Source organism: Sutcliffiella deserti, assembly GCF_020037475.1.
GTDB lineage: Bacteria > Bacillota > Bacilli > Bacillales > Bacillaceae_I > Sutcliffiella_A > Sutcliffiella_A deserti.
Map to the genome: position 1 here is coordinate 660,981 of NZ_JAIQDB010000001.1, position 22,642 is coordinate 683,622.

At 35.8% G+C, this 22,642-nt stretch carries 23 protein-coding genes and 1 riboswitch; of the genes, 6 read left to right on the forward strand and 17 right to left on the reverse strand.

Annotated elements, in window-relative coordinates; genetic code table 11:
• Positions 1–195 precede the first annotated feature (195 nt).
• Positions 196–241, reverse strand: a riboswitch (PreQ1 riboswitch).
• Between the two features lie 251 nt (positions 242–492).
• On the forward strand, positions 493–1,833 hold the full coding sequence (locus K9B36_RS03200) for a DUF2254 domain-containing protein (protein ID WP_223700554.1): 1,341 nt from the start codon (positions 493–495) through the stop codon (positions 1,831–1,833).
• A 65-nt stretch (positions 1,834–1,898) separates the two neighbouring features.
• Here the strand turns inward: K9B36_RS03200 and K9B36_RS03205 are convergent, their stop codons facing one another.
• Positions 1,899–2,021: a DUF6254 family protein gene (locus K9B36_RS03205; protein WP_223700555.1), complete on the reverse strand. Its 123-nt coding sequence runs from the start codon at positions 2,019–2,021 to the stop codon at positions 1,899–1,901.
• A gap of 121 nt (positions 2,022–2,142) precedes the next feature.
• Here K9B36_RS03205 and K9B36_RS03210 point away from each other — a divergent pair, with 121 nt between their 5' ends.
• Both K9B36_RS03210 and K9B36_RS03215 read left to right on the forward strand, forming a co-directional pair.
• Positions 2,143–2,769, forward strand: a complete 627-nt coding sequence (locus tag K9B36_RS03210) for a CPBP family intramembrane glutamic endopeptidase (RefSeq protein WP_223700556.1) — start codon at positions 2,143–2,145, stop codon at positions 2,767–2,769.
• 259 nt (positions 2,770–3,028) lie between these two features.
• Positions 3,029–3,430, forward strand: a complete 402-nt coding sequence (locus tag K9B36_RS03215) for a hypothetical protein (RefSeq protein ID WP_223700557.1) — start codon at positions 3,029–3,031, stop codon at positions 3,428–3,430.
• 33 nt (positions 3,431–3,463) lie between these two features.
• Here K9B36_RS03215 and K9B36_RS03220 read toward each other — a convergent pair whose 3' ends face one another.
• The 12 genes from K9B36_RS03220 to K9B36_RS03275 form a co-directional block, all read right to left on the reverse strand.
• Positions 3,464–3,958 (reverse strand): LiaI-LiaF-like domain-containing protein, encoded by a 495-nt coding sequence (locus K9B36_RS03220; protein ID WP_223700558.1) that lies wholly within the window; start codon positions 3,956–3,958, stop codon positions 3,464–3,466.
• Between the two features lie 269 nt (positions 3,959–4,227).
• The gene (locus K9B36_RS03225; RefSeq protein WP_223700559.1) at positions 4,228–5,250 is read right to left on the reverse strand and encodes a YkvI family membrane protein; all 1,023 of its coding nucleotides are present in this window, start codon (positions 5,248–5,250) and stop codon (positions 4,228–4,230) included.
• Between the two features lie 156 nt (positions 5,251–5,406).
• The gene (locus K9B36_RS03230; protein ID WP_223700560.1) at positions 5,407–6,246 is read right to left on the reverse strand and encodes a hypothetical protein; all 840 of its coding nucleotides are present in this window, start codon (positions 6,244–6,246) and stop codon (positions 5,407–5,409) included.
• Positions 6,247–6,435: 189 nt separating this feature from the next.
• Positions 6,436–7,356, reverse strand: coding sequence for a polysaccharide deacetylase family protein (locus K9B36_RS03235; RefSeq protein WP_223700561.1), 921 nt, complete (start codon positions 7,354–7,356; stop codon positions 6,436–6,438).
• Positions 7,357–7,488: 132 nt separating this feature from the next.
• Complete coding sequence (locus K9B36_RS03240) at positions 7,489–8,979, reverse strand: UDP-N-acetylmuramoyl-L-alanyl-D-glutamate--2,6-diaminopimelate ligase (protein ID WP_223700562.1); 1,491 nt, start codon at positions 8,977–8,979, stop codon at positions 7,489–7,491.
• Between the two features lie 421 nt (positions 8,980–9,400).
• Positions 9,401–11,095 (reverse strand): M3 family oligoendopeptidase, encoded by a 1,695-nt coding sequence (locus K9B36_RS03245; RefSeq protein WP_223700563.1) that lies wholly within the window; start codon positions 11,093–11,095, stop codon positions 9,401–9,403.
• Positions 11,096–11,201: 106 nt separating this feature from the next.
• On the reverse strand, positions 11,202–11,654 hold the full coding sequence (locus tag K9B36_RS03250; protein WP_399201224.1) for a MarR family winged helix-turn-helix transcriptional regulator: 453 nt from the start codon (positions 11,652–11,654) through the stop codon (positions 11,202–11,204).
• A 317-nt stretch (positions 11,655–11,971) separates the two neighbouring features.
• Positions 11,972–13,552 (reverse strand): bifunctional metallophosphatase/5'-nucleotidase, encoded by a 1,581-nt coding sequence (locus K9B36_RS03255; protein WP_223700565.1) that lies wholly within the window; start codon positions 13,550–13,552, stop codon positions 11,972–11,974.
• Positions 13,553–13,710: 158 nt separating this feature from the next.
• Positions 13,711–14,508, reverse strand: a complete 798-nt coding sequence (phnE, locus tag K9B36_RS03260; protein WP_223700566.1) for a phosphonate ABC transporter, permease protein PhnE — start codon at positions 14,506–14,508, stop codon at positions 13,711–13,713.
• The gene (phnE, locus tag K9B36_RS03265) at positions 14,508–15,308 is read right to left on the reverse strand and encodes a phosphonate ABC transporter, permease protein PhnE (RefSeq protein ID WP_223700567.1); all 801 of its coding nucleotides are present in this window, start codon (positions 15,306–15,308) and stop codon (positions 14,508–14,510) included. Before phnE (K9B36_RS03265) ends, phnE (K9B36_RS03260) begins: the two co-directional genes overlap by 1 nt.
• Positions 15,305–16,078 carry a phosphonate ABC transporter ATP-binding protein gene (gene phnC, locus K9B36_RS03270; RefSeq protein WP_223700568.1) on the reverse strand — a complete coding sequence of 258 codons (774 nt, stop codon included), beginning with the start codon at positions 16,076–16,078 and terminating at the stop codon, positions 15,305–15,307. The genes phnE (K9B36_RS03265) and phnC overlap by 4 nt, the downstream gene beginning before the upstream one ends.
• A gap of 95 nt (positions 16,079–16,173) precedes the next feature.
• Positions 16,174–17,076, reverse strand: a complete 903-nt coding sequence (locus K9B36_RS03275; RefSeq protein ID WP_223700569.1) for a phosphate/phosphite/phosphonate ABC transporter substrate-binding protein — start codon at positions 17,074–17,076, stop codon at positions 16,174–16,176.
• A 374-nt stretch (positions 17,077–17,450) separates the two neighbouring features.
• Between K9B36_RS03275 and K9B36_RS03280 the strand changes: the two genes are divergently transcribed.
• The gene (locus tag K9B36_RS03280; protein WP_223700570.1) at positions 17,451–18,182 is read left to right on the forward strand and encodes a ZIP family metal transporter; all 732 of its coding nucleotides are present in this window, start codon (positions 17,451–17,453) and stop codon (positions 18,180–18,182) included.
• Here the strand turns inward: K9B36_RS03280 and K9B36_RS03285 are convergent.
• Entirely contained in the window at positions 18,166–18,375 is a 210-nt protein-coding gene (locus tag K9B36_RS03285) for an aspartyl-phosphate phosphatase Spo0E family protein (protein WP_223700987.1), read from the reverse strand. The genes K9B36_RS03280 and K9B36_RS03285 overlap by 17 nt on opposite strands.
• A gap of 190 nt (positions 18,376–18,565) precedes the next feature.
• On the opposite strand from K9B36_RS03285, the gene K9B36_RS03290 reads away from it, so the two are divergent.
• Positions 18,566–18,880, forward strand: a complete 315-nt coding sequence (locus tag K9B36_RS03290; protein ID WP_223700571.1) for a YkvA family protein — start codon at positions 18,566–18,568, stop codon at positions 18,878–18,880.
• Between the two features lies 1 nt (position 18,881).
• On the forward strand, positions 18,882–19,658 hold the full coding sequence (locus K9B36_RS03295; protein ID WP_223700572.1) for a divergent polysaccharide deacetylase family protein: 777 nt from the start codon (positions 18,882–18,884) through the stop codon (positions 19,656–19,658).
• Positions 19,659–19,837: 179 nt separating this feature from the next.
• On the opposite strand, the gene cbpA is transcribed toward K9B36_RS03295, so the two are convergent.
• The 3 genes from cbpA to K9B36_RS03310 form a co-directional block, all read right to left on the reverse strand.
• Positions 19,838–20,476, reverse strand: a complete 639-nt coding sequence (gene cbpA, locus K9B36_RS03300; protein ID WP_223700573.1) for a cyclic di-AMP binding protein CbpA — start codon at positions 20,474–20,476, stop codon at positions 19,838–19,840.
• A 126-nt stretch (positions 20,477–20,602) separates the two neighbouring features.
• Positions 20,603–21,940, reverse strand: a complete 1,338-nt coding sequence (locus tag K9B36_RS03305; RefSeq protein WP_223700574.1) for a CoA-disulfide reductase — start codon at positions 21,938–21,940, stop codon at positions 20,603–20,605.
• A 161-nt stretch (positions 21,941–22,101) separates the two neighbouring features.
• Positions 22,102–22,635, reverse strand: coding sequence for a 1,2-dihydroxy-3-keto-5-methylthiopentene dioxygenase (locus tag K9B36_RS03310; protein ID WP_223700575.1), 534 nt, complete (start codon positions 22,633–22,635; stop codon positions 22,102–22,104).
• Between the last annotated feature and the right edge of the window lie 7 nt (positions 22,636–22,642).

A 22,642-nucleotide genomic window follows, 5' to 3' on the forward strand; every position in this document is an offset into this window, starting at 1 on the left:
GAGCGGAGCTGATACATCCAAACCAAAAGCCCGCGACAGTATAAGCATTGTATTCCAATCATCAGCTTTAGTAATTATCCACATACTTCTTTAACTGAGACGTAAAAAAGAAAAACGCCACCTTAAAATTAGAGGCTAGCGTATAACATTGGAAGAAATAAAAAAAACTATATCCTAAGGAATATAGTCGAATTTCTGTCCTTAGTTTTTTATAGAGGGTATGTGCTAGAACCTCTCCTATCGCCACAAGATGACGTAGACTTTATTAAATTTAACTTTGTTACTATAACATATTTTATAAAAACAAGCTACTACCTTTCCAGAAAAAGAGGCTGTGATAAATGCCGCTGTTAATTTGCAACAAAAGTCTACGCGATCCACGGGGCGGTGCTCGAGCATCCCTTCTGCGGAGTCTCCGCCTTTTACTCCAATCATCGCTGGGATAGCAACACGCAACTTTAACATAGCTAAAAAAGAAAGGACGTGCGTTTTTTGTCAAGATCTGTAACCCTATTACGGATTAGAACAAGCTTTTGGTATCTTCCATTATTTTACGGATTTATTGCTACACTTCTTGCTTTAATAACACTATTCGCTGATTATTTTCTACTTTCAGCAGCTAAAAATGGATTTCATATACCACTTGTATTTCTATCTGATATTTCATTATCTCAGACCATCCTAAGTTCCATAGCCTCCTCCCTGCTTACTATGACTACCATTACTTTTTCTACTATATTGGTGGTATTGACAACCTATCTGTCTGAATTTTCCCCTCGTGCTCTTCAGAACTTCATCACTGATCATGCGACACAAAGAGTATTGGGGATATTCACAGGAGGTTTCATCTATTGTATTCTCTTACTGCTTTTGCTAAAAGAAACAACAGAAGAACAGCTTTTTCTTGTTCCAGCATTTGCCGTGGCTATTGCAATTCTCTGTTTAATTGTATTCGTTTTCTTCATTCAGCATGTTACTACATGGATTCAGGTGAGTAATCTTTTACATAATATCACTGTCGAAATATTAGAATATATGAATGAAAATTTTCATGCATCTGAAACTCGAGAGCATGATTCTCCATGGGATGACTGGGAGAGTAACGATTTAGAAACAAAAGAACCTATTATTTTTAAGAGTGAAATGTCAGGCTATGTACAATACATCAATATCCCCTCACTCGTAAAAAGTGCGAGTATCCATAACTGTATTATTCGCGTAGAGAGGCAGCAAGGTGATTATATTAATGAAGATACTCCTCTACTATCTGTTTGGAATGATCATTCAGATACAACTATTGACAGGCGCGAAATTATGACAAATATTAATGTTTCTGTTGCCCGTGCCCCTCTAGAAGATATAGAGTTTGGTATCCGCAAGGTAACGGAAATTGGAGTCCGCGCTTTATCTTCTGGAATTAATGATCCCAGTACTGCTGTACATTGCATTGAACAACTGAGTACTCTTTTAGCTAAACTTACTACTCTAAAGGGACACCAGTCTTATTTTAATGATCATAATGGAAATCTTAGAGTTATGATAAAAACTCCTGATTTTTTTGACTATCTTGACTTTGGATTTTCTCCATTAGTTCGATATGGAAAAAGCGATATTGATGTTATCGCTTCTATTATCCATGCCTTTACAGTAATTGCTAATCATTCACCAGTTAAACGAAAAGAGGCAGTTTGGAAATTCACCCGCCATACAATAGAAGCTATCCAAAGTGAATGCTACTTATCACTGGAAAAGGAACGAATTAATACAAATCTTAAACAGCTTCTTTTTGCTTTAGGTTATAGCAAGGAGTATGAAAGATTGAAACTAAGATAATTTCAGCAAAAAAACAAAAGCACTCTCCTGTCTTAAGGAAAATGCTTATAATAGTAAATCATAACTTATTCAGTTTTCTTTCCTGTTTCGTTTGCCAATTGTTCGAAGCTCTTTACCTTGCCATGCTCGTTTTGGGATTGCTTTCGAACTTTCCATTGTCTTTCTTGCTGACTTTTTGATTGAGTCATCCTTATCCTCTCCTTTCGAATAGATAAGATATATCGTTTGTAATTCCTAAAAAGATTATTCAGGTTTATTTTATTTCTTTTTGATACAATAACCTTAAGATTTAGGACAAGGAGGGGTTATGTGAGGACATTAAAGTTGATTGTAGGGGTGTGGATTTTAGCTAATGTGCTGCTTGGCCTAAGCTTTAGTTTATCATCTTATTATTTCTGGATGCTTTTCCCTTTCGCTTTAGCAGTTTTATCTTTTATTAGTTTAAAAAGCATGAGAAACAAAAAGTGGGAAAAATCCTTGTTTTCAGTAGATAGATTTGATTTTTTATTTGGTATTATTTCTGGGTCTATCTTATATTGTTTTTTTCTGTTCACTTATCTACTAATAAAAACGCTAAATATCCCGCTATTACTTAACCAGGTACATGAACTTTATCATATTGTTGGCCCTTCGCAATGGTGGCATTATTTTATGTTAGTACTAATAATAATTCCTGGGGAAGAGATCTTTTGGAGAGGATTCATTCAAGGGGAAATCCAGACTATTGTTCGTGGCAGATTTAGCATCATCGTCGCTGCTTGCCTTTATGCATTCGCCCACATCTGGACAGGAAATCTAATGTTAGTTGCTGCGGCAGCCACAGCTGGCGTGGTTTGGGGTACTTTGTATTCTTGGAAGGATTCCTTACCGCTAGTTATTATATCTCATCTTGTGTTTAATCTGTGGCTGCTTATTATTTTCCCCCTTCTCTTCTAAAGACTGTTTTCGCATTAATTGTTGCTTTTACCTTAGAGGATACAACCCGTTACAATCGTTGCTTCGTGCACTTTTCAAGCACAATGGTGAAAAGTTACTCCTATTTTAAGGGAATAGAACAGTAAAAAATCTAATTATCGATTTTTTTGCGGGCTTATAGCAACAATCTTTAAGAAAAGAGCTTTTCTAAAAGGAGTATCCTTCGAGATATCTTTATTGTAAAATTAGTTTTTACATACTTATAAAGGGGGATAATGAAATGGATGCGATTTATATTTTCACTATAGCTGCAGTAATTGCTTGCTTCGGAATTGCTTTTATTCTACGTTCAAGTTTAGAGAAAATCTCACTTGAGCCCGGGAATCTAGGTCAGATTCAATCTAAACTCTTTATGCTGGTTGCTTTTATCGAAGCATTTCCAATCGTCTTCATTGTATTTGGCTTTATGCTTTTAGCTGACTCAACTGCAGATACCACCATTCCACTTATTATTGTAGTAATCAGTGTACTCGTGAATGGAATATTAAATTTCATGAAACGAAATGAATTGGTTACTGCACAGCCGGAACTAAGAAACATATTAAATTCACTTTTCCGTGTAGGTACTGCATTGATGCTAGCAATACCTATTGTAGCAATTGTAGCCATGTTTGTTCGTTAAGGGATACAATACCTGACGCCAAAGAGAAGGGACTTAAGTTCCTTCTCTCCTGTTTTTACCGAACATCAAGAATAAACCTAATACAATTAAAGCTAATGGCCAAAATTTTTGCACGGAAGTAGTAATAAACCTCTCCATTAAGAATATAATCGCCAATGTTGTAAGAATGAAAACAGGAATAAGCAGACCCTTTTCCCTATTGCCAAAAAACCATAATTCAAATAAACCAAACGCTACAGCAATTAAATAAATTGGCCAAGTAATATGGCTGAATGACCACCCTGTTATAACTTCAAAAAAGAACAATGAACCTATAACCACCAGAATGCCACCTGGGACTAGCAAACCTGCCATATTTTTTTGTGCTCCGGATAAAAAAAATGCTAGATGAAAAACAATGCCAGGAATTAAAATGAATAATGGCCATAAATAATCCCAAGAAACCTTAAGAATACCCAATGTTTGTAATAAAAAAAACGTCCCTATAAAAATTAATAGTAATCCACTAAATATTTTTCCTTTATCCAAAAACCTCACCCCTTATTTCTTTGGCTTTGTTAAAGTTGAGTGTTGATAATACCGCTATTCTAGCGATGATTGGAGAAAAAGGCGGAGACTCCAACGGGAGATAGCGGTAGACTGGAGACCCCGCAGGCTTGCCGAGGAGGCTCCAGCACCGCCCCGTGGAACGCGTAGCCTTTTGCGGAAATCAACAGCGGCGTTTAATACAGCCAATTCTTTTAATATTCCTTATTTTTTCATTATAATAGAAAATGAAAGATATCGAGCAATATATTCTATTTCCTAAAGACTAAAAGAATCAAAAACGCAATGCTAATATAGCCGAACAATGGATATAAATGTTCTATTAAGCTTCCATAACCTACCTGGCTTATCATATAAATGATGCTTACAAGCACAATGGTAACAAGATATTTAGGTACTTTCCACATACTTTCAAGCTGTCTTTGCAAACCGAAAATATCACTTACCACTGAAGTGAATATTTCTCCATATATAACGAATATATAAATACCGAAAAAAGATACCATACTTATTTTTACAACTTCAGCCATCGGGATTTCGAATGCTTGGAAATTCGGTAAAGACGCAATAGATATATGACAGGTTAGCAGGATTAAACATAAGAAAAGCCCTCCAATGAAACCACCGCGTTTAATTACCCATTCATCATCTATTTCAGTTGCCAATGGTACTAGAACCGGCTGTGCCATCGACAGGTTAAATGCAACATAAATTACAGGCGATATCCATCCCTTCCACGCATCATCAGGAGCAGCTAATGTCATAAAAGAAAATCCATGATCCAGGAGAGCATTTATTGCAATAAAAAGACTAAACCCAATCATCACGGGAACAACAATAAGGTTTACGCCTACCAACCCTTTTACGCCAAAAGAAATAATGGCAACGGAAAGCACGATGGTAATTAACACACCTAGTTGAAAGGACCAGCCAAGCTGCTCCTCAAAAACGGCACCAGCTCCTGAAAGCATTACCGCACCAACACAGGTTAAGATAACGAGCATGAAAATATTTACAACGGTGCCTGCCGATACACCGAACAGATATTCATTAAATTCCTTGTATGAAGTAGCTTTAATACGTTTTGCAACCAACATCATCTTCGTACCAAGCCAAATAAACAAAAAACCACTAATTATTATGGAAAAAAAGCCAATCCAGCCATATTGTGTATAAAATTGAACAATTTCTTTACCTGTTGCAAAACCGGCTCCCACAATGGTTCCTACGAATACAGCACCTATTTGAAATGCACCAAGCCAACTTCTATTCAATGCGCCACACCCTCTGCTTTTATTTAGCGCCTTTCCATTTGAAGAAAATTAAAAAACCTGCTTGTCACATATATATGAGACAAGCAGGTTGGAAAGTACATAAAAAGCATAAGCAATGGTTATAAGCCGACACAGCTTATAGGATAACCAGCTCTTTTAATCAGGAATAAATAAACGAAATCCTCGACTTTTAAATTCTGGAACACGAACCTTTATTCTTTTACCCTGCTTTGAAAAAGGACTTTGGAAATGAATAATGACGACAGCACCTGATACTGAGTGCAGTAGAGCATCTCTTACATGCTGTTTAACATTTTGAGAGTCTAACTGAGTTTGTAAAAAGTAACTCCCTCCTTGTTTCTCTCCCATTTTCTTTATGATTTTGTCCTTTTGAAGAACTATATTCTTTTTCCCTTTTTTTGAAAATTTATCAAGCTTTTGCTGTTGAATAATGGCATCAGATACTTTATCTGCCGTTGATTCATCAAGAGCTACATCCTTTTTGCGTCTAGATTTCCCATTTAACGTTGGACTCCATCTAGCATGTGAGTCCGACGCACTAATCGTCATATAACTACCTTTGTAACTCCATAGTCCTTTGATGCGCATTGGCTGATTTTCTTGTTGCTCTTTCAGATATATTATTTTTCTATTTTCTGTTCTACTAACCTCGTCTGGTGAGCAATCCTCTAATGTAATAGCAAGTACCCGGTTGTTTTCATTTCTTCGAACGGCGACATTTTTTATTTTTTTCTCCCACTTAGAAGGCAATTTATACGTATTTATTAAAAAATCCCTTAAATCTGATTGTGAACGAATTTGATTTAGATTGTTTATATCCACGATATGGTTCATCTGAAATGGTGTGGTTAAAGGCTCACTAGCAATAGGTTCTGTCATGGTTTCCTTAGCTTTTTCTATTTTTGTTTTGGACTGGCATGTCGAAACGTTGAATAATAAGACACAAGCAAATAAAAGATGTAAAAAACAGGTCACGATTTCACCTCCCAGTGTTATCGTGACCTGCATTTGTCTATATATGTATCTGTAACGTAAATGTAATAATAAGTCTCTTCTCGGAAGGATTGTTACTATACGTCCGTTAAAAATCAGGCATTTGAATTTTTTACTGAATTAAAATAAATAGGAAAAGAGCACGAAAGCAAAACAGCCAATTATAAAAGTTTATTCTAATTCATATTCGTCCAAATGAACAAAACTATATCCCTGCTCAAGTAATACGGCTATTGCTTCTTTCACGCCATCCGCTGTTTCGCTTGATGGTTGATTCATATGAAGGATAATAATGGAACCTGCTCTAGACTTTAACATCGATTCTACTACTTGAGGCCTGGAAAAAGTAGCACCACCGTCACCAATTACATCAAAATTAACAACTTCCACTCCTAAATCCTCCGCAATTTTAACGGCTACCTCATCATAAAATGCAGTACCTGATCTAAAGAAACGGGGTAGTTTTCCAGTCAACTCCCCTATTTTTTCCTGGTTATCGGTAATTTCTGTTACGATTTCTTCCTTAGTAGAAGTACTATTTATTCCCCAGGCAGATCTTGGGACAGTGGACAATGGTCGATGTTCTGTACCGTGGTTATTTATCCGGAATATAGGATTATCTGCTAGAGCGAGGAATTTATCGTGTTGTGCATCTATCCATCTAGCGTTAATAAAAAGGTTTGCTTTTATCTTATTGGCAATTAGGAAATTCATTAATTCATGGTCATAGCCACTTCCAAATTCTCCACCACAAGCATCTAACGTTAAGGCAATTACTTTATCGGAGGTTTTCATCCGTGTTTTAACTCCTGCAACATATTCACCAAATTCTTTGGATTGATTATATTCTTGATTTAAGACCCTTTCTTTTCTCAAATATAATTCTTCTTTTAAATCTTGTACTAACTTCCCATCTATACTTGATGGGATACTGTTCCACCTTTTGATTTTTTCCACATTCTTTTTAAGGAGTACCTTCTCCTCTTTTTTTTCCATAGGATAGGCGGTGAAAGCTTTTTCTGTAAAATTGATGGTTTCCTTATTACATCCTGCAATTAAAAATAGTAAGATAATTACTGATATACTCCTCATTTTTACATCCCTTGTTAATTGCGACATTTTACTATCAAAAAAATAAGCTGACCAGATTAATGTGATTTCCGAAGTTGAAAACCATCATTATGAAAACCATCATTATACGTAGCCAGCTTAATGTTGTATCCTCTAAGTTGTAGGAATATTCTCTGTGAGTGGATATGCTTTTAGAGCTCGTAACGCTACTTCACCATCATTAAAAGGTATCGATTCTGTTCCAATCAATTGATAATCCTCATGTCCTTTTCCAGCTATTAAGATAACATCGTCTTCTTCTGCTAATTCTATGGCACGAAAAATTGCTTGTTCTCGATCACCTACGCACTCAAAGTTATCGTGAGTTGCTCCTGCTGCCATACCCTGAACGATTTCGTCATAAGGTTCATCTAACGGATTGTCCGTAGTGAAAATGACGTAATCTGATTTTTCTGTAGCGATTCTCCCCATTTTAGGACGCTTATCTTTATCTCTATTGCCACCTGTTCCTATTATGGAGATAACCTTTTTTCTAGAAAACATTTTTATGCTATCCAAAACTTTACCAATCGCATCCTCTGTATGAGCATAATCGATTATAATATTTCTTCTATCTTCTGTTTGCAACGTTTCCATGCGCCCGCTTGGGGGAGTAGTCTCCATAAGATGTTGTAGAATCCGTTCAAATGGCATCCCTTTGTCCCAAAGTACACAGATTACAGATAGTATATTATATACATTAAATTCACCTACAAAAGGAACTTCCAATTCATAAACACCAAAATTGGTATGTAGAGTAAAGTTTGTCTTATTATCAAAAAATTTAATATCGGACGCCCTGAAATCAGCATCATTTTTTATTCCATACGTAATGATTCTTGCGCTTGTCATGCTTTCATAATCTTTGGATGAATTCTCATCTATATTCAAGATAGCGGCTTTATCTTTGCGTAAATCTTGACCCAATTGAGCAAAAAGCAAACCTTTTGCATATTTATAATGTTCCATCGTTCCATGAAAATCTAAATGGTCCTGAGTTAGATTGGTAAAAACACCATTTTGGAACTCTACTCCTGCAAGGCGTCCTAACACTAGTCCATGGGAGGAGACCTCCATGATGACATCTGTAACCCCAGCATCCACCATATCCTTCAGCATTCTTTGGACGGTTAACACATCACTGGTCGTATTTTTGCTTTCAAAAGTTTCTCCATCAATGTCTATCTCAATTGTTCCACTAAGGCCTGTTTTGTAACCTTCTTTACGCATTACTTTGTTTAAAACACTTGTTACCGTTGTCTTTCCATTCGTTCCTGTTACCCCTACAATCCGGAGCTTAGTGGAAGGATAATCAAAAAATGCATTGGCAAGTTTACCTAAAGCCCGTTCCGTATCACGAACCCTAACATAGCAAATGTCCTCGTGCATTATTTCAGGTAGGTCCTGGAGTACAATGACTTTGGCACCCTTTTTTATTGCTTGGGGGATATACCTGTGTCCATCTACTGTATACCCTTTAATACATACAAAAACAGAGTCCTCTGTTACTTGCCTTGAATCGGAAAAAATATTAGAAACCGCTAGTGGGAATTCTCCGTATATATTTTGTGTTTGTACAGTAGAAAATAATAATTTTGTATTCATAGGGTCACTTCCTTTCCTGGTACTTGACATAATAAAAATAAAAGCTCGAGTCTTTGTCACAATTCCAAAACAGGGCAATCTTTGTGGAAGGAGTATTGACTGTTTGTGCTAGGCACTAAACCAACTTCAGAAGGCAAGCGTCTTCTAAAGCCAATGATATTTTCGAATAAAAACGTAGAGTTTCAAGTTTGATTTTATGCTTGTATAAAATGAAAATCGTTAATAAATAGTATCTACATTCATTTTAGTATGTATTTTACCTAATAATGTAAAAGCGAACAGTAGAAAACATAATAAAATTAAGTTCATTAGATGTATATACCATTCTACAAAAATTACGTAAAAAGTGAAAGTAGAAACTTAAAGATATTTGAATCAATATAGAAAAAACTGCCGAATACTATCGACAGCTTTTAATGTATTAAAGTTCTTTATCCTTAACATTATTTAAGTAGGTTTCAATTTCACCTACTACGGATTCTACACACCCCTCTTCAAAGGGAGAACGAAGATTTGCAAACTTTACAAGATTTATAAAAGATTTGCTTCCACCTTGCTTACAAAGCTCTAAGTAGGATTTCCATGCTTTTGTGGTATCTTCTTGTGAAAGTTTCCAATATTGAAGGGCACAGATTTGAGCCAAAGTGTAATCTATATAATAGAATGGTGTTCGATAAATATGACCCTGACGCTGCCAAAACCCTCCATCTTCCAAATACGTATTTCCATCATAATCACGACCAGGAAGATATTTTTCCTCGATTTCTCTCCATGCACTATTTCTTTCAGCAGGAGTAGCCTCAGGATTCTCATATACAAAATGTTGAAATTCATCCACTGCTACACCATATGGCAAAAATGATATTGCGGCGCTTAAATGGGAAAACTTATATTTATCTGTATCTTCCTCGAAGAAAAGATCCATCCAAGGCCAGGTGAAAAACTCCATGCTCATAGAATGTATTTCGCATGCCTCATAGGTCGGCCAATTATATTCCGGTACATCAAAATCCCTGCTCATATAAACTTGAAACGCATGTCCTGCTTCATGGGTAAGAACATCAATATCTCCGCTTGTTCCATTAAAGTTCGAGAAAATATAAGGTGATTTGTAATTAGGGATATAGGTGCAGTATCCTCCAGCCTCTTTTCCTTTTTTAGCAACAAGATCCATTAAATTATTATCAATCATAAACTTGAAAAACTCTTTTGTTTCTAAGGAAAGTTCTTCGTACATTTTTTTACCGTTCTCAATAATCCACTTGGGAGTTCCTTTAGGGGTGGCATTACCAGTCTTAAATTTAAAGCCTTCGTCATAGTACTTTAAATCTTCAACATCAATTCGTTCCTGCTGTCTTTTCTTTAGTTTTTCTACAAGTGGTACGATGTACTCTTTTACTTGTTTTCTAAATTTCGATACCATTTCCGCATCGTAATCCGTCCGCGTCATTCTAGCATAGCCAAGCTCGACAAAATTTTGGTAGCCAAGTTTTTTAGCTATTTTCGTACGTACTTTTACAAGATCGTCAAAGATTCCATCGAATTCATGCTTATTATCATTAAAAAATTCGAATTTAGCTTCACTTGCCTGTTTTCTTATTGCTCTATCCTTCGATTCCGTGTAAGGATCAAGCTGGGCTAACGTAAGCTCTTCTCCATTAAAGTTAATCTTCGCAGAAGCAACCAACTTAGAGTATTTAGTGGAAAGCTTATTTTCCTGCTGGAGATCTTCAATAATGCTATCATCGAAAGTTTTCAGTTCACAATCTGCAAGTGCAAACAACTGACTACCCCACTTTTCTTCCAGCTGAGGTCTGTATTTAGACTTTACTAAAGCTTTATAGTATTTGGTATCAAGTGCTTTTGTAAGCGGTTCGATTTCATCAAGAAAATCTTGCTCTTCTTTATAAAACTCATCATTAGTATCAATAGAGTGACGAATATAAACCAAATTAAAATCGGTACTTAAGTTATTACGCAGTGCATTAATTTCATTCATCGCTACTTCTTGTTCCTTTAACGACTTCGCAGCTTCAAAGTTACTCAAAGCTGACATATACTTACTCTCTACCTCTTCCATATTCGGTCGCGTATAAGCGAAATCCTCAAACCTCATTCCAAAACGTCCCCTTTACCTAAAAGATTCAACTTAATATACTTCTACATAAATTGAAATATTCCTGCCGGGGTCTGGCCCCAAAAAGAAAAAAACTGACATTAAGTCAGTTTTTTTCTGTGTTAGCGGCAAAATATCCTAATTTTTTTATTAGTGTAATTGCTTGTTCTTTTTCATCGGTTGTTATGCCCTGGAGTAGTTCGTGAATCCGTTCTTCATGTTTGGGGAAGATGTCTTGCAACAAACTTTTTCCGCTTTCGGTAATATGGGCATAGGTTACTCTACGATCTTTAGGACAGGCTTTTCTAGCAAGGAGCCCTTTTCCTTCTAATTTATCTACGACATACGTAATACTACCACTGGCAAGTAGTATTTTTCCTCCGATCTGCTGAAGAGGTTGATCTCCTTTATGATAAAGAAGTTCTAGTACAGCAAATTCTGTCGGATTTAAATCAAAACGTTGAATGGATTGGTTAGCTTTATCATTGATTGCCCTGAATGCCCTTGATAGTACAATAAATAATTTCAAAGAAGCATCTATTTCATTTCTATTTGCCATACTTGTCATTCCTTTTTTTCAATTATCTTGAATTAAAGCTAATATTATAGGAAACTTACCGATTCGTCAATTAGATCTAGAACATATATAGAAGGATGTGTAAAACATCGCGGTTGATCTCTACAAAAGGAACAACGTACAAGAGCCGATACTTGGAGCCAAATCGGTAAGGCCGGCAGAATCTCCTGTCTATTTCAGTCTAACGTCGGAGTCTACACCTTTTGCTCCAATCATCTGCTAGAGAAGCAAACTATTATTAACTCCCAACTTTAACAGAGCCTAAAATAATTTACTGCTTGGAAAAGACATAGCTAAACTCAAGCTTGCTGCTCATTCCAAATTACCTTCCAGTTATGGTTGACAGTGGCTTCTATAGTTCCTTTTTCCATTATATAATTTGCTATAAGTTCCGACATGTCTAATGGTATATCTTTGACAACCTGTTTGTTCTGATACATAATATAATCCCCACCACCACCGGCGCGGTAATTATTCATAACTACATCATATTCTTCTTTTAAATCAAGTCTTTCACAGTCACGTTCTAGTTTGACGACTCTCTCACCAATAGGTTTTCTGATATCAATAGTATAGTTAATCCCTTCCCACATGTCATAGTTATAATGTTGTGGTTTAGGTATTGTAAAGCTAGGATTTACTTTAATACTCCCGTCTACATCCAGTAAAAAGTAAGAGGCAGATCTTTCCAATGCATCTTTTATATCTTGTCCGGAAATTCGAATGACCTTTAGTGTATTTGGATAGATATAATTTGATACAATATCACGCATCGTGACATTGGTTGGAAAACCTGGTGATGAATTATGAAAAAGCGCTGTATTGGATATTGTAGTGTTTGATACTTCCATTTGCACCTTGTTTATAAATTCTATTAATTCATTATCCTTGAGTCGAACCTCGAAGGGACTATTAACAGCCATATTTCCTTTTATATTCCCAATCGGCTGATCTAACCATGTTTGGGTGGATTGTTCATACTCCTTGATTAATTCTGCAACATCAGCATCTACTCTACTATACTTTGTAGACAGCAAAGAACCTTGTTTACTTACAACTTCCCACTTGTTATTCTTTTTTTCTAATTGAATAGTTGCCTTACCTAATGTTTCACCGTTAACTCCTGGCTGTAGAACTAGAACCCCATTTACTGTCATTTCTGCAATAGAGCGATGTTGATGTCCAGTTAAAAGTACGTCAATTCCTTTAACACTCTTACATATCTCGTATCCTTGATTTTCACTTGTCAAAGTTTCTGTCGGACTGCCATCTACTAGATTTCGTTCGAAACCACCATGATAGCTCACGACAATAAGGTCAGGTTCTTCTGTATCTTTTAGATGTTTAACCCATTTTTTTGTTGATTCTAGTGCATCTTCAAAAGTTAATCCCTCAACATGGGTTGGGTTTTCCCAGTTAGGAATATAGTGAGTTGTCACTCCTAAAACCGCTATTTTTACTGTCTCAAAAGTTTTAATAATATAAGGTTTTCCCAAAAAGGGATCTCCTGTTTCAGATAATATATTTGCTGATAGCCAAGGAAAATCAGAATCTTTAACAGCATTCTTTAAAATATTCATTCCGTAATTGAATTCATGGTTTCCTACTACAGCAGCATCAAACTTCAAATGGTTTAGAACACGAACCATTGGATTTTCTGTATTTTGTAGTTTTTTTACGTAATGATAGGTTAAGGGAGTACCCTGCACTAAGTCACCATTATCAATAACCAGTACATTCTCGTGTTTTTTTCGTTCTTCCTTTATTAGGGAAGCTAATTTTGCTAGGCCTACATCTGATTTGCTATTATCCCCATAGTTAATTGGTAAAACATTACCATGAACATCACTTGTTTCCAGAATGGTTATATTCACCACCATTTAATTTCTACCTCCTCAATTCAAATTTTCAATAGATATACTATATTAAACATATTACTGAAATTTCTGGTCTCTTGCCATGATTGTTGTAGTATAAAAAATGAATCTAAAATAAAGAGCTGATCATTTAATAATGATCAACTCTTTGATAATTTTTATTATACAATTCTTTTCCGTATTGAGGATGATAAGAAATCAATTATCGTGACTACTACAACAATAACTAGTAGAATCAGTCCCATTTCTTCCCAGTTACGATTCATTTGAGCAAATTGAATTAGCGTACCAATTCCTCCTGCCCCGACGATCCCTAGGATGGTTGATGCACGTACATCAATCTCAAAACGATAAATGGCGTAGGATAAAAATTCCGGAATAATCTGTGGAATAACACCCTGGAAGAGAATTTGGATTTTATTTGCTCCGCTCGCTTCCATCGCTTCCACAATATTCATGTCAATCGATTCTAATACTTCAGAATAAAGTTTTCCTAACATCCCTGTTGATCCAATTGCAATAGCTAGAACACCGGCAAACGGATTAGGACCTACTGCCACAACAAATAGAATTGCCAGGATTAGATCTGGAAAAGCTCTTATTCCACTTAAAATCCATTTTCCAAAAGTTGTTAAAGTTTTACTCTTTGTCATGTTTTGGGCAGCTAAAAATCCTAGTGGAACAGCCAAGATTGCTGCCATCAAAGATCCGGCAAACGCGATATATAGCGTTTCAACCATTGCAGACCATACTTTTCCAAAAGCAGACCATTCAGGATTAAATAGTTTAGGTATCACGCGATGAAAGTTATTAATCATTCTTTCAAATGCTCTTACCCAATCGACATTAATACCCACAAAAGTCCAAACATACATCAACAGGATAAGAATAAAAATTACCCAGTTTCGTAATATTTTCAAACCGGATTTTTTCTTTTTGGGAGGTAATATTAATTCCATTACACAATCGCCTCCCTAATTTTAGTAGAGATATACTCAATAATGACTACTACAGCAAAAATTACTAGTATAATTAACATTGCATTCGGATAATTATAGAATTTCAACTGTTGACTTAATACAATCCCAATTCCACCTGCTCCTACTAACCCTAGTACAACAGAGGCTCGTATGTTAATTTCAAAAACATACAATACAAACGAAGCAAACTGTGGCAATACTTGCGGTACTAAAGCAAATGAGATTTTCTGAAGCGTATTGGCACCTGAGGCACTCATCGCTTCCATTGGATTCATGTCCACTGATTCAATCGTCTCACTTATAAGTTTAGCTAAAATTCCTAAAGAAAAGATAATTAGTGCTAAAATCCCTGGTAACACACCAATTCCAAATAATCCTACGAAAATAACAGCTAAAACAAGGTCAGGAATCGTACGTAGAATATTTAAGAAAGAACGAACGAAAGTATACACAAATTTATTTGATGTTACATTCTGTGCTGCTAGTAGACTCAGAGGTATACATAAAACCGCTGCTACAGTAGTTGCGATAATAGCCATTTGAATCGTTGTAGCCATTGGTTCAAGAATATTCATAAATACATTAAAATTAGGAGGAAAGAACTTCGCGATTACTCGTCCCATATTTGGAATACCTTGTATTAGATCAGGAAGAGTCGCATTAGTTTTAACTGTACTAAGAATATAAAAACCGATTATTACGGAAAAAATAATGGTGAGTTTAGCTTTTGTTTTAGCGGGTAAGAGAGAAGGTGCTTTTTTCTTTTCTTCTACTTTCACTCTTCAACACCTCCGCGCAAATCGTCTTCACGAATTGCACGACCATAAATTTGTTCGAAAGTCTTTTCAGTCACCTCTGAAACAGGACCGTCAAACACAACCTCTCCAGCTCTCATCCCAATAATTCGGTCAGCATACTCCATAGCCATATCTATAAAGTGGAGGTTGACTATAGTCGTTATTTTATCCTCTTTGTTGATTTTTTTCAGATAGGTCATTACTTGATGTGAGGTAGGTGGATCAAGAGAAGCAACTGGCTCATCAGCAAGAATATATTTGGGTTGTTGTGTCAAAACTCGAGCGATACTCACACGTTGTTGCTGCCCGCCACTTAGTTCATCTGCTCGGTTGTATAGTTTCTCTTCAATATTCACACGTTTTAGACTTTCATATGCTAATGCAAGATCTTCTTTACTGAACATATTTACCATCGAACGTAGTGTACCTGTATATCCTAAACGCCCAGCAAGGACATTTTTAAGAACATTAGATCTTTTAACAAGATTATAGTTCTGAAAAATCATCCCAACTTTGGTTCGTAATTTTCTCAAGTTATTGTTTCTAAAAGTAAGAATATTTTCATTATCAACTTTTAATTCACCTTCAGTTGGTGTAACCAATCGATTAATACTTCTTATAAAAGTTGACTTTCCTGCACCCGATAAACCAACAATCACGACAAACTCACCTTCATTTATCGTTACATTAATTTTTTTCAATCCCGGCGTTCCATTTGGATACACTAGTGACACATTTTTAAATTCAATCATGGTGTAAACCCCCTCATCTCAATAAAACGCAAAAGTGTTTCTTAACATGCAAAAAAGGGGAAGCAACCCTCCCCTAGATTGCAAAACTTATTTGATTAGAAAGAAATAGAATCTTTGAATTTTTCGTACGTGTCTTTTACAACTTTGTATTCTTCATCAGAAGCTTCACTGATTTCGTCCCAGTTGTAAACATCATTCATAATTTTGATCATTTCTTCATCATCATTGAAAGAAAGGAATGCATCCTTAATTTGTTGAACAAACTCTTCATCTAATTCTTTTGTAACAGAAATTGTATCGTTTGGAATATCATCTGTGTAACCAATTATTTTTGTTTTTTCCATAATATCTGGATACTCTTCTTCAAGACCTGTACGTACATCATCAAAAGTAGTCGCTACATCAGCGTCCCCTTCGTATACAGCGATTGCAGCTGTATCATGTCCACCAGCTTGTAGTGTATCTTTAAAGAATCCTGATTGAAGATCTTGTACAGTTTCAATATCAAACTCATTCATAAGTTGTGCAGCTGGGAATAAGAAACCAGATGTAGATGCAGCATCTGCATATGCCCAAACTTTTCCTTCTAGATCTGCTAGTGTTTCAATACCTGAATCAGCTCTAACAACGTACTGAGCTTTATACGTTCCACTACCAAAACGAATGGACTTAAGGATTACGTTAACATCGTATTGCTCATTAGCCATAACATAACCAAATGCCGGAATAAATCCTACATGTACTTCATTGGAACCCATTGCTTCAATTAGTGCAGTGTAATCAGTCATAACACGGCCTTCAACTTCCACATCGAGCTCTTCCCCTAAACGGTCTGCCAAAGGTTTTACTGTATCAGCAATAGTATCAGAATCCTGTGATGGAACAAAACCGATAATAAGTTTTTCCGGTTTACCTTCTCCGCCACCTGAATCACTGCCACATGCTGCTAAGCCGATTGCTAGAAGCGCAGCCATAAATACTGTTAGAAACTTTTTCATGTTTTTTCCCCCTAAAACTAGTTGTTTTCTCACAAGTAGAATTATAACTAATTTTGTAGATACCTGGCTATACTTTTTTCAGATTTTTTACAAAAGATTAAAATATTGAATCAATTATTACGGAAATTACCCCTTTCTCACTAATTTCTTTACAATTAGTTTACAATATAAAGGAATATTCTTTTAAAAAGAGTAATAGTAATAAATGAGTTTAGAAGTCTGATGTTTGATGATGAATCATACAACCCTCTACTTTCACTTGTTGATCCACCCTATTTTTTGCTAATTGGAATTATCTTTGCTAAATTAACGTTATAATACTTAGTAACTATACACAGGAAAAAAATTATAATCTTGAAGGGATAACTACTATTATGAATGAAGTTCTACTTGGCAGCGTTTTAGCTGCACTGTCAACAGGGGTTGGTGCACTACCTATCCTATTTCTTAAAAATTCAATTACACATCGATGGAAGGATATATTACTAGCATTTACAGCAGGTATTATGATGGCGGCCGCTACTTTGAGCCTAATACCGGAGGCATTGAAATATGAAGGCTTTATTCCTCTAGGAGTAGGTTTGCTATTGGGGGTAATAACCCTAACATTACTCGAAAAATCAATACCGCATATTGATCTTGAGCATCATATAAAAGGAATAGAATTTGATCAAAAAGCAATGCTTATAGTAGCCGCGATCACTCTTCATAATATTCCTGAGGGGTTGTCTGTAGGTGTAAGTTATGCATCCGATGTTGCTGAAACTGGCAACTTAATTGCTTTTGCTATCGGGCTGCAAAATGCTCCGGAAGGTTTCTTGGTGGCTCTCTTCCTTATAAACCAAAAGATTAGTCGAATGAAGGCATTTCTTGTTGCTACGTTAACAGGAGCTGTTGAAGTACCAATGGCATTGATAGGCTTCTACTTAACCTCTTTTGTTTCCACACTAGTACCCTACGGACTGGCTTTTGCTGCAGGTGCCATGCTTTACATCATCTATAAAGAACTTATTCCGGAAAGCCACGGTGATGGTCATGAGACAACTTCCACTTACTCTTTCATATTCGGACTATTATTTATGATATTTCTCATCCAAATTTTTTAACCACTTCAGAATTGGAGTGGTTTTTTAGCACGGACTTTTCACAATTTTGGGTGAGCAATTTCTGATATTCATAAATCAACTTGTCCAAGTCTTGACTACATTTAATTGTTTGCTGGCTAATATAACCTGTCCTATTCGCAATAATCATCATCATATGCCTTTTTTCTTTTATTCGAAGTAATAGATTTTTCACATACCTATCATGCGACAATGTAATTCTCTCCTTTAACTAGTTCCCCAAAATAAATTATTACAAAAATTTCTATTATTGTAAATAGATTCGCAAAATTAGACAATCTTCACACTATTTTTCTTGTTAAATCGGATTTTTATTTGAAAATAGTGCAAAATAGTAATAATAAATTAAAGGTGAGATGTTGGTTATGTTAAAAAAACAGAATGAGCTGTCGAAAAAAGGAATTCCTTCTTTATATGAAGCATGGACAGATATACGAATTTTATTAAAATTGGCCACAGATTGGAAAAACAAAAAATATACGGATCTTTCAAGAGTGGCAATCTTCATGATTTTTATAACGATTGTCTACTTTTTTAATCCTTTTGATATCATTCCTGATTTTCTAATTGGTCTGGGTTTTTTAGACGATGTAGTAGTAGTTAGCTTTTTGTACTTCCTTATGGGTAAAGAAATCGACAAGTACAAATTATGGAGAGAATCTCAAGTTCAGGAGGGCTAAAATGAAAAAATTTTCTTTCGTTGTTTGTATCGCTTTTTTCTTATCTTCATCCCTGTTCCTTTCAGAAGTAGAAGCAAGCAAGGTACCAACAAAAAAGGTAGCTATTGTAATAGATGATTTTGGGAATAATATGAAAGGCACAGAAGAAATTCTTCAATTACCGGTTAAATTAACGGTTGCTGTTATGCCTTTTCTTTCTACAACTCAAGAAGATTCCCTCCTGGCACATAAATTAGGGCATGAAGTAATCCTTCATCTTCCTATGGAACCGTTAAAAGGAAAAAAAAGCTGGTTAGGTCCTGGGGCAATTACAACTGATTTAACTGATGAGGAAATTGCCAAGCGTGTTAATGCTGCAATAGATGCTGTGCCTCATGCTGTTGGCATAAATAATCATATGGGTTCAAAGGCTACGGCAGATGAAAGGGTAATGAGAATTATTCTTTCCATATGTAAAGAAAGAAAACTATATTACTTAGACAGCAAAACTTCAAGAGAAAGTGTCGTACCCAAAATTGCTACGGAGATTGGTGTCCCTTACTTGGAAAATGAACTTTTCTTTGATGAAGTCTATACCACAAACCATATCGTAAAACAGGCAAATCAATTGATAAGAAAAATAGAATTTGATGATTCCATTATTGCTATTGGGCATGTTGGTATCGCAGGGGAAAAAACAGCTAATGTATTAAGGCAATATATACCTGCATTAAGAGAAAAAGCGGAACCCGTAACATTATCAACTTTACTCGTGGAAAAGGAATTGATTATCCCTTAGAACTAGAAGAAAAGAAATGCAGTGGCTTAAATGTCCTGTGTAATATATATTTTTCAGCTTAAGCACTGACGTTTCGGTGGATGATGCCCCTTCAGGCATAGACCTGTTACTGACAATTACATTTAATAGTGCCTTCAAAAGGGGCTCGGAATTTTGACATTCCGAGCCCCTTAAGTATATTATTCCGTTACATCTATTTGATCAACATGTGTAACACGAAATTCTTTTTCTTCCAGTTTCTTAACCAATTTTTTCATCTTTTCCTCAGGAAGCTCTGCAGGTAGATTTAAAACAATCCGGCGCAGATACTTTTCACCGTTATCAAGGGTGAGCATTCCATCTATATTAATGTCCTTTAACATAGATACAAGATCTTTTATTGCACCTTTATGCTCGATTGTTGCAATAGTTAAAGTATATCCACCTGTTTTCATACCAAAGGAATCTGCCAGGACATCCATCACATTTGCGTGTGTAAGAATCCCCAAAAATTCCTTGTCTTCATTTACAACTGCAATAAAAGGCAGACGCTTAATGGTGAAAAATGCTTTAAAGAAGGAATCCTCTTCAAATATAAAGGCATCCTCATTTTTGATTAATGATTCTAGCGAAGAGTCTTCAGATCCTTTTTCTTCATATAGAAAATCGAGTAAATGCACTTTATAAACTAAACCTACAAAGGTTCGTCCATTATTTTTGAGGATTGGAATACAACGATACCCCGTGTCTTTTATCTTTTGATAAGCTTGCTTTACAGTATAGTTTGGTTCACAATACTGAACATCTTGTTTTGGTACAAAATTATAACGTACTTTCATGCTCCATCCTCCATTCAAAATCCTTGATTATGTAAGTAAGTAAAACTACTTTTACAGTAGCACATTTACTTTAATAGGTAAAGAAAATTCATAATATTAACACAATTCGACTCTGCTTTTTTCTTTCTATTTAGCAACATTCGCCGCTACTTGTACAGCATCCCAGACGGTGGCATATGGGGGAGCATAACTTAGATCCAGCATGGCAATATTGTCGGTTGTTAAGTTACATGTAATGGCGGTTGCTAATATATCTATTCGTTTAGCAACAGTTTCATCTTCTCCTATTATCTGAGCACCTAATAATACCTTTGTTTCCGGTTGATAAACAAGCTTAATATTTAGCGGCTTCGCAGCAGGGTAATAAGAGGCATGGCTATTTGCTTCGACTTTTACTGTTTGCACCATAATATTTTCTTTCTCAGCCTCTTTTTCAGTTAGCCCGGTCATTGCAGCAGTCCATTCGAGAATTTTCACAACATTGGTTCCAAGTATTCCTGGAAAGATTGCTTTGTTTCCTGCAATATTCTCTGCTGCCACTCTTCCATGTTTATTTGCTGTCGTGCCAAGAGCAATATTGACCGGTTTCTTAAGAAGCAAATGGTTACTAGTTGCACAGTCACCAGCAGCATAGATGGAAGAAATATTTGTTTGTTGTTGGGAGTTAACAACAATCGCTCCATTTTCCAACATATCTAGACCAATGTTTTCAACAAATTCTGTATTCGGTTTGTTTCCTATATTAACTATAACAGCGTCTGCTCGATAATTCCCTTTATCAGTGACTACCTCCGTGACCTTATCACCTGAAATTTTTAATTCCTTCACTTCTTCACTAGTATAAAGATTCACCCGGTCTTTTAAAGACTCCTCTATTAACGTTACCATGTCTTGGTCATAGTTGGGAAGTATGTGAGGTTGTAATTCTATGACAGTTATCTCTTTAGCTAGTTCCACCATCGTCTCAACTAGCTCCATCCCAATATAGCCTCCGCCAATTATAACGACCTTTTTTATAGAAGGTTCTTGAAAGAATTTCCGCATGGCTATTCCATCTTTGATTGTTTTTAATGTAAAAACATTTGAAGCGTTTTTTGGTACAAATGGTGGCTTGATCGGTTTTGATCCTGTCGCAATTAAGAGAGTACTATATTTTACAACGTTCGTTATACCTGCCTTAATGTCTAAAACCTCAATTTCCTTCGTGCTTTTATTAACTTTTTTTACTTCATGTTGGATCTTAACTTCAATTTTATGCTTTTGAAAATCCTCTACTGAGCGCGCTAAAAGGTCTTTGTAGTTTTCTGTTACTCCGGAAATATAATAAGGAAGTCCACATGCACCATATGAAATATGTTCATCTTTTTCATACACGGTTATTTTAATATCTTCACGTAAGCGGCGAAGTTTTGCAGCAGCGCTCATTCCGCCTGCAACTCCCCCAATTATAACGACATGTTCCATCCATCTTCCCCCTAATTAACTAATTGCTATAACCATTATATTCCCTCATCACCTGTGAAATACACATAGGAAATGTGTAAACGACTTCAGTATAAAAATATTAATTTAAACTTAAACAAAAAAAGCACTAAAGTAATTTCTACTCTAGTGCCAAAAAAAAGTTAACCCTTCATTTCTTCGTTTTCGTATATAGGTACCCACCCTTCCGTTGTTACAAAGATTCGAATGGCTACAACCTTTCTATCCTCCATCAGTGTAAAATAATGGCGAACATTAGGCGGGACCGATATTAAGTCACCTGGTTCCAACTCTACATCAAAAAAGCTGCCCGCTTTTCCCTGTATGACAAAGATTCCATGACCACTCACAATATAACGTACTTCATCGTCAGTATGGTGATGCTCTTTATTAAAATTCTGTAAAAGCTGATCTAAATTTGGTGTGGAATCTGACAAAGAAATAACATCTTGTGCCTGATATCCTCTACGTAAAGATATGTCGGACATTTCCTGTTGATAAACAGTTAAGATTTCTTCTTTTTCCTCTAAAGTTAACGCATAATTTTCTTGAAGATGTTGAGGTAGTTTTGCAACGTCCCATTTTTCATAGATTACCTCATTCTTTGTAAGAAAAGCCTCAACCTCTTTTTGTTCTATAATTCTTTCACCTGTTTCATGTAATCTTATTTGCGCCATCCCTTTT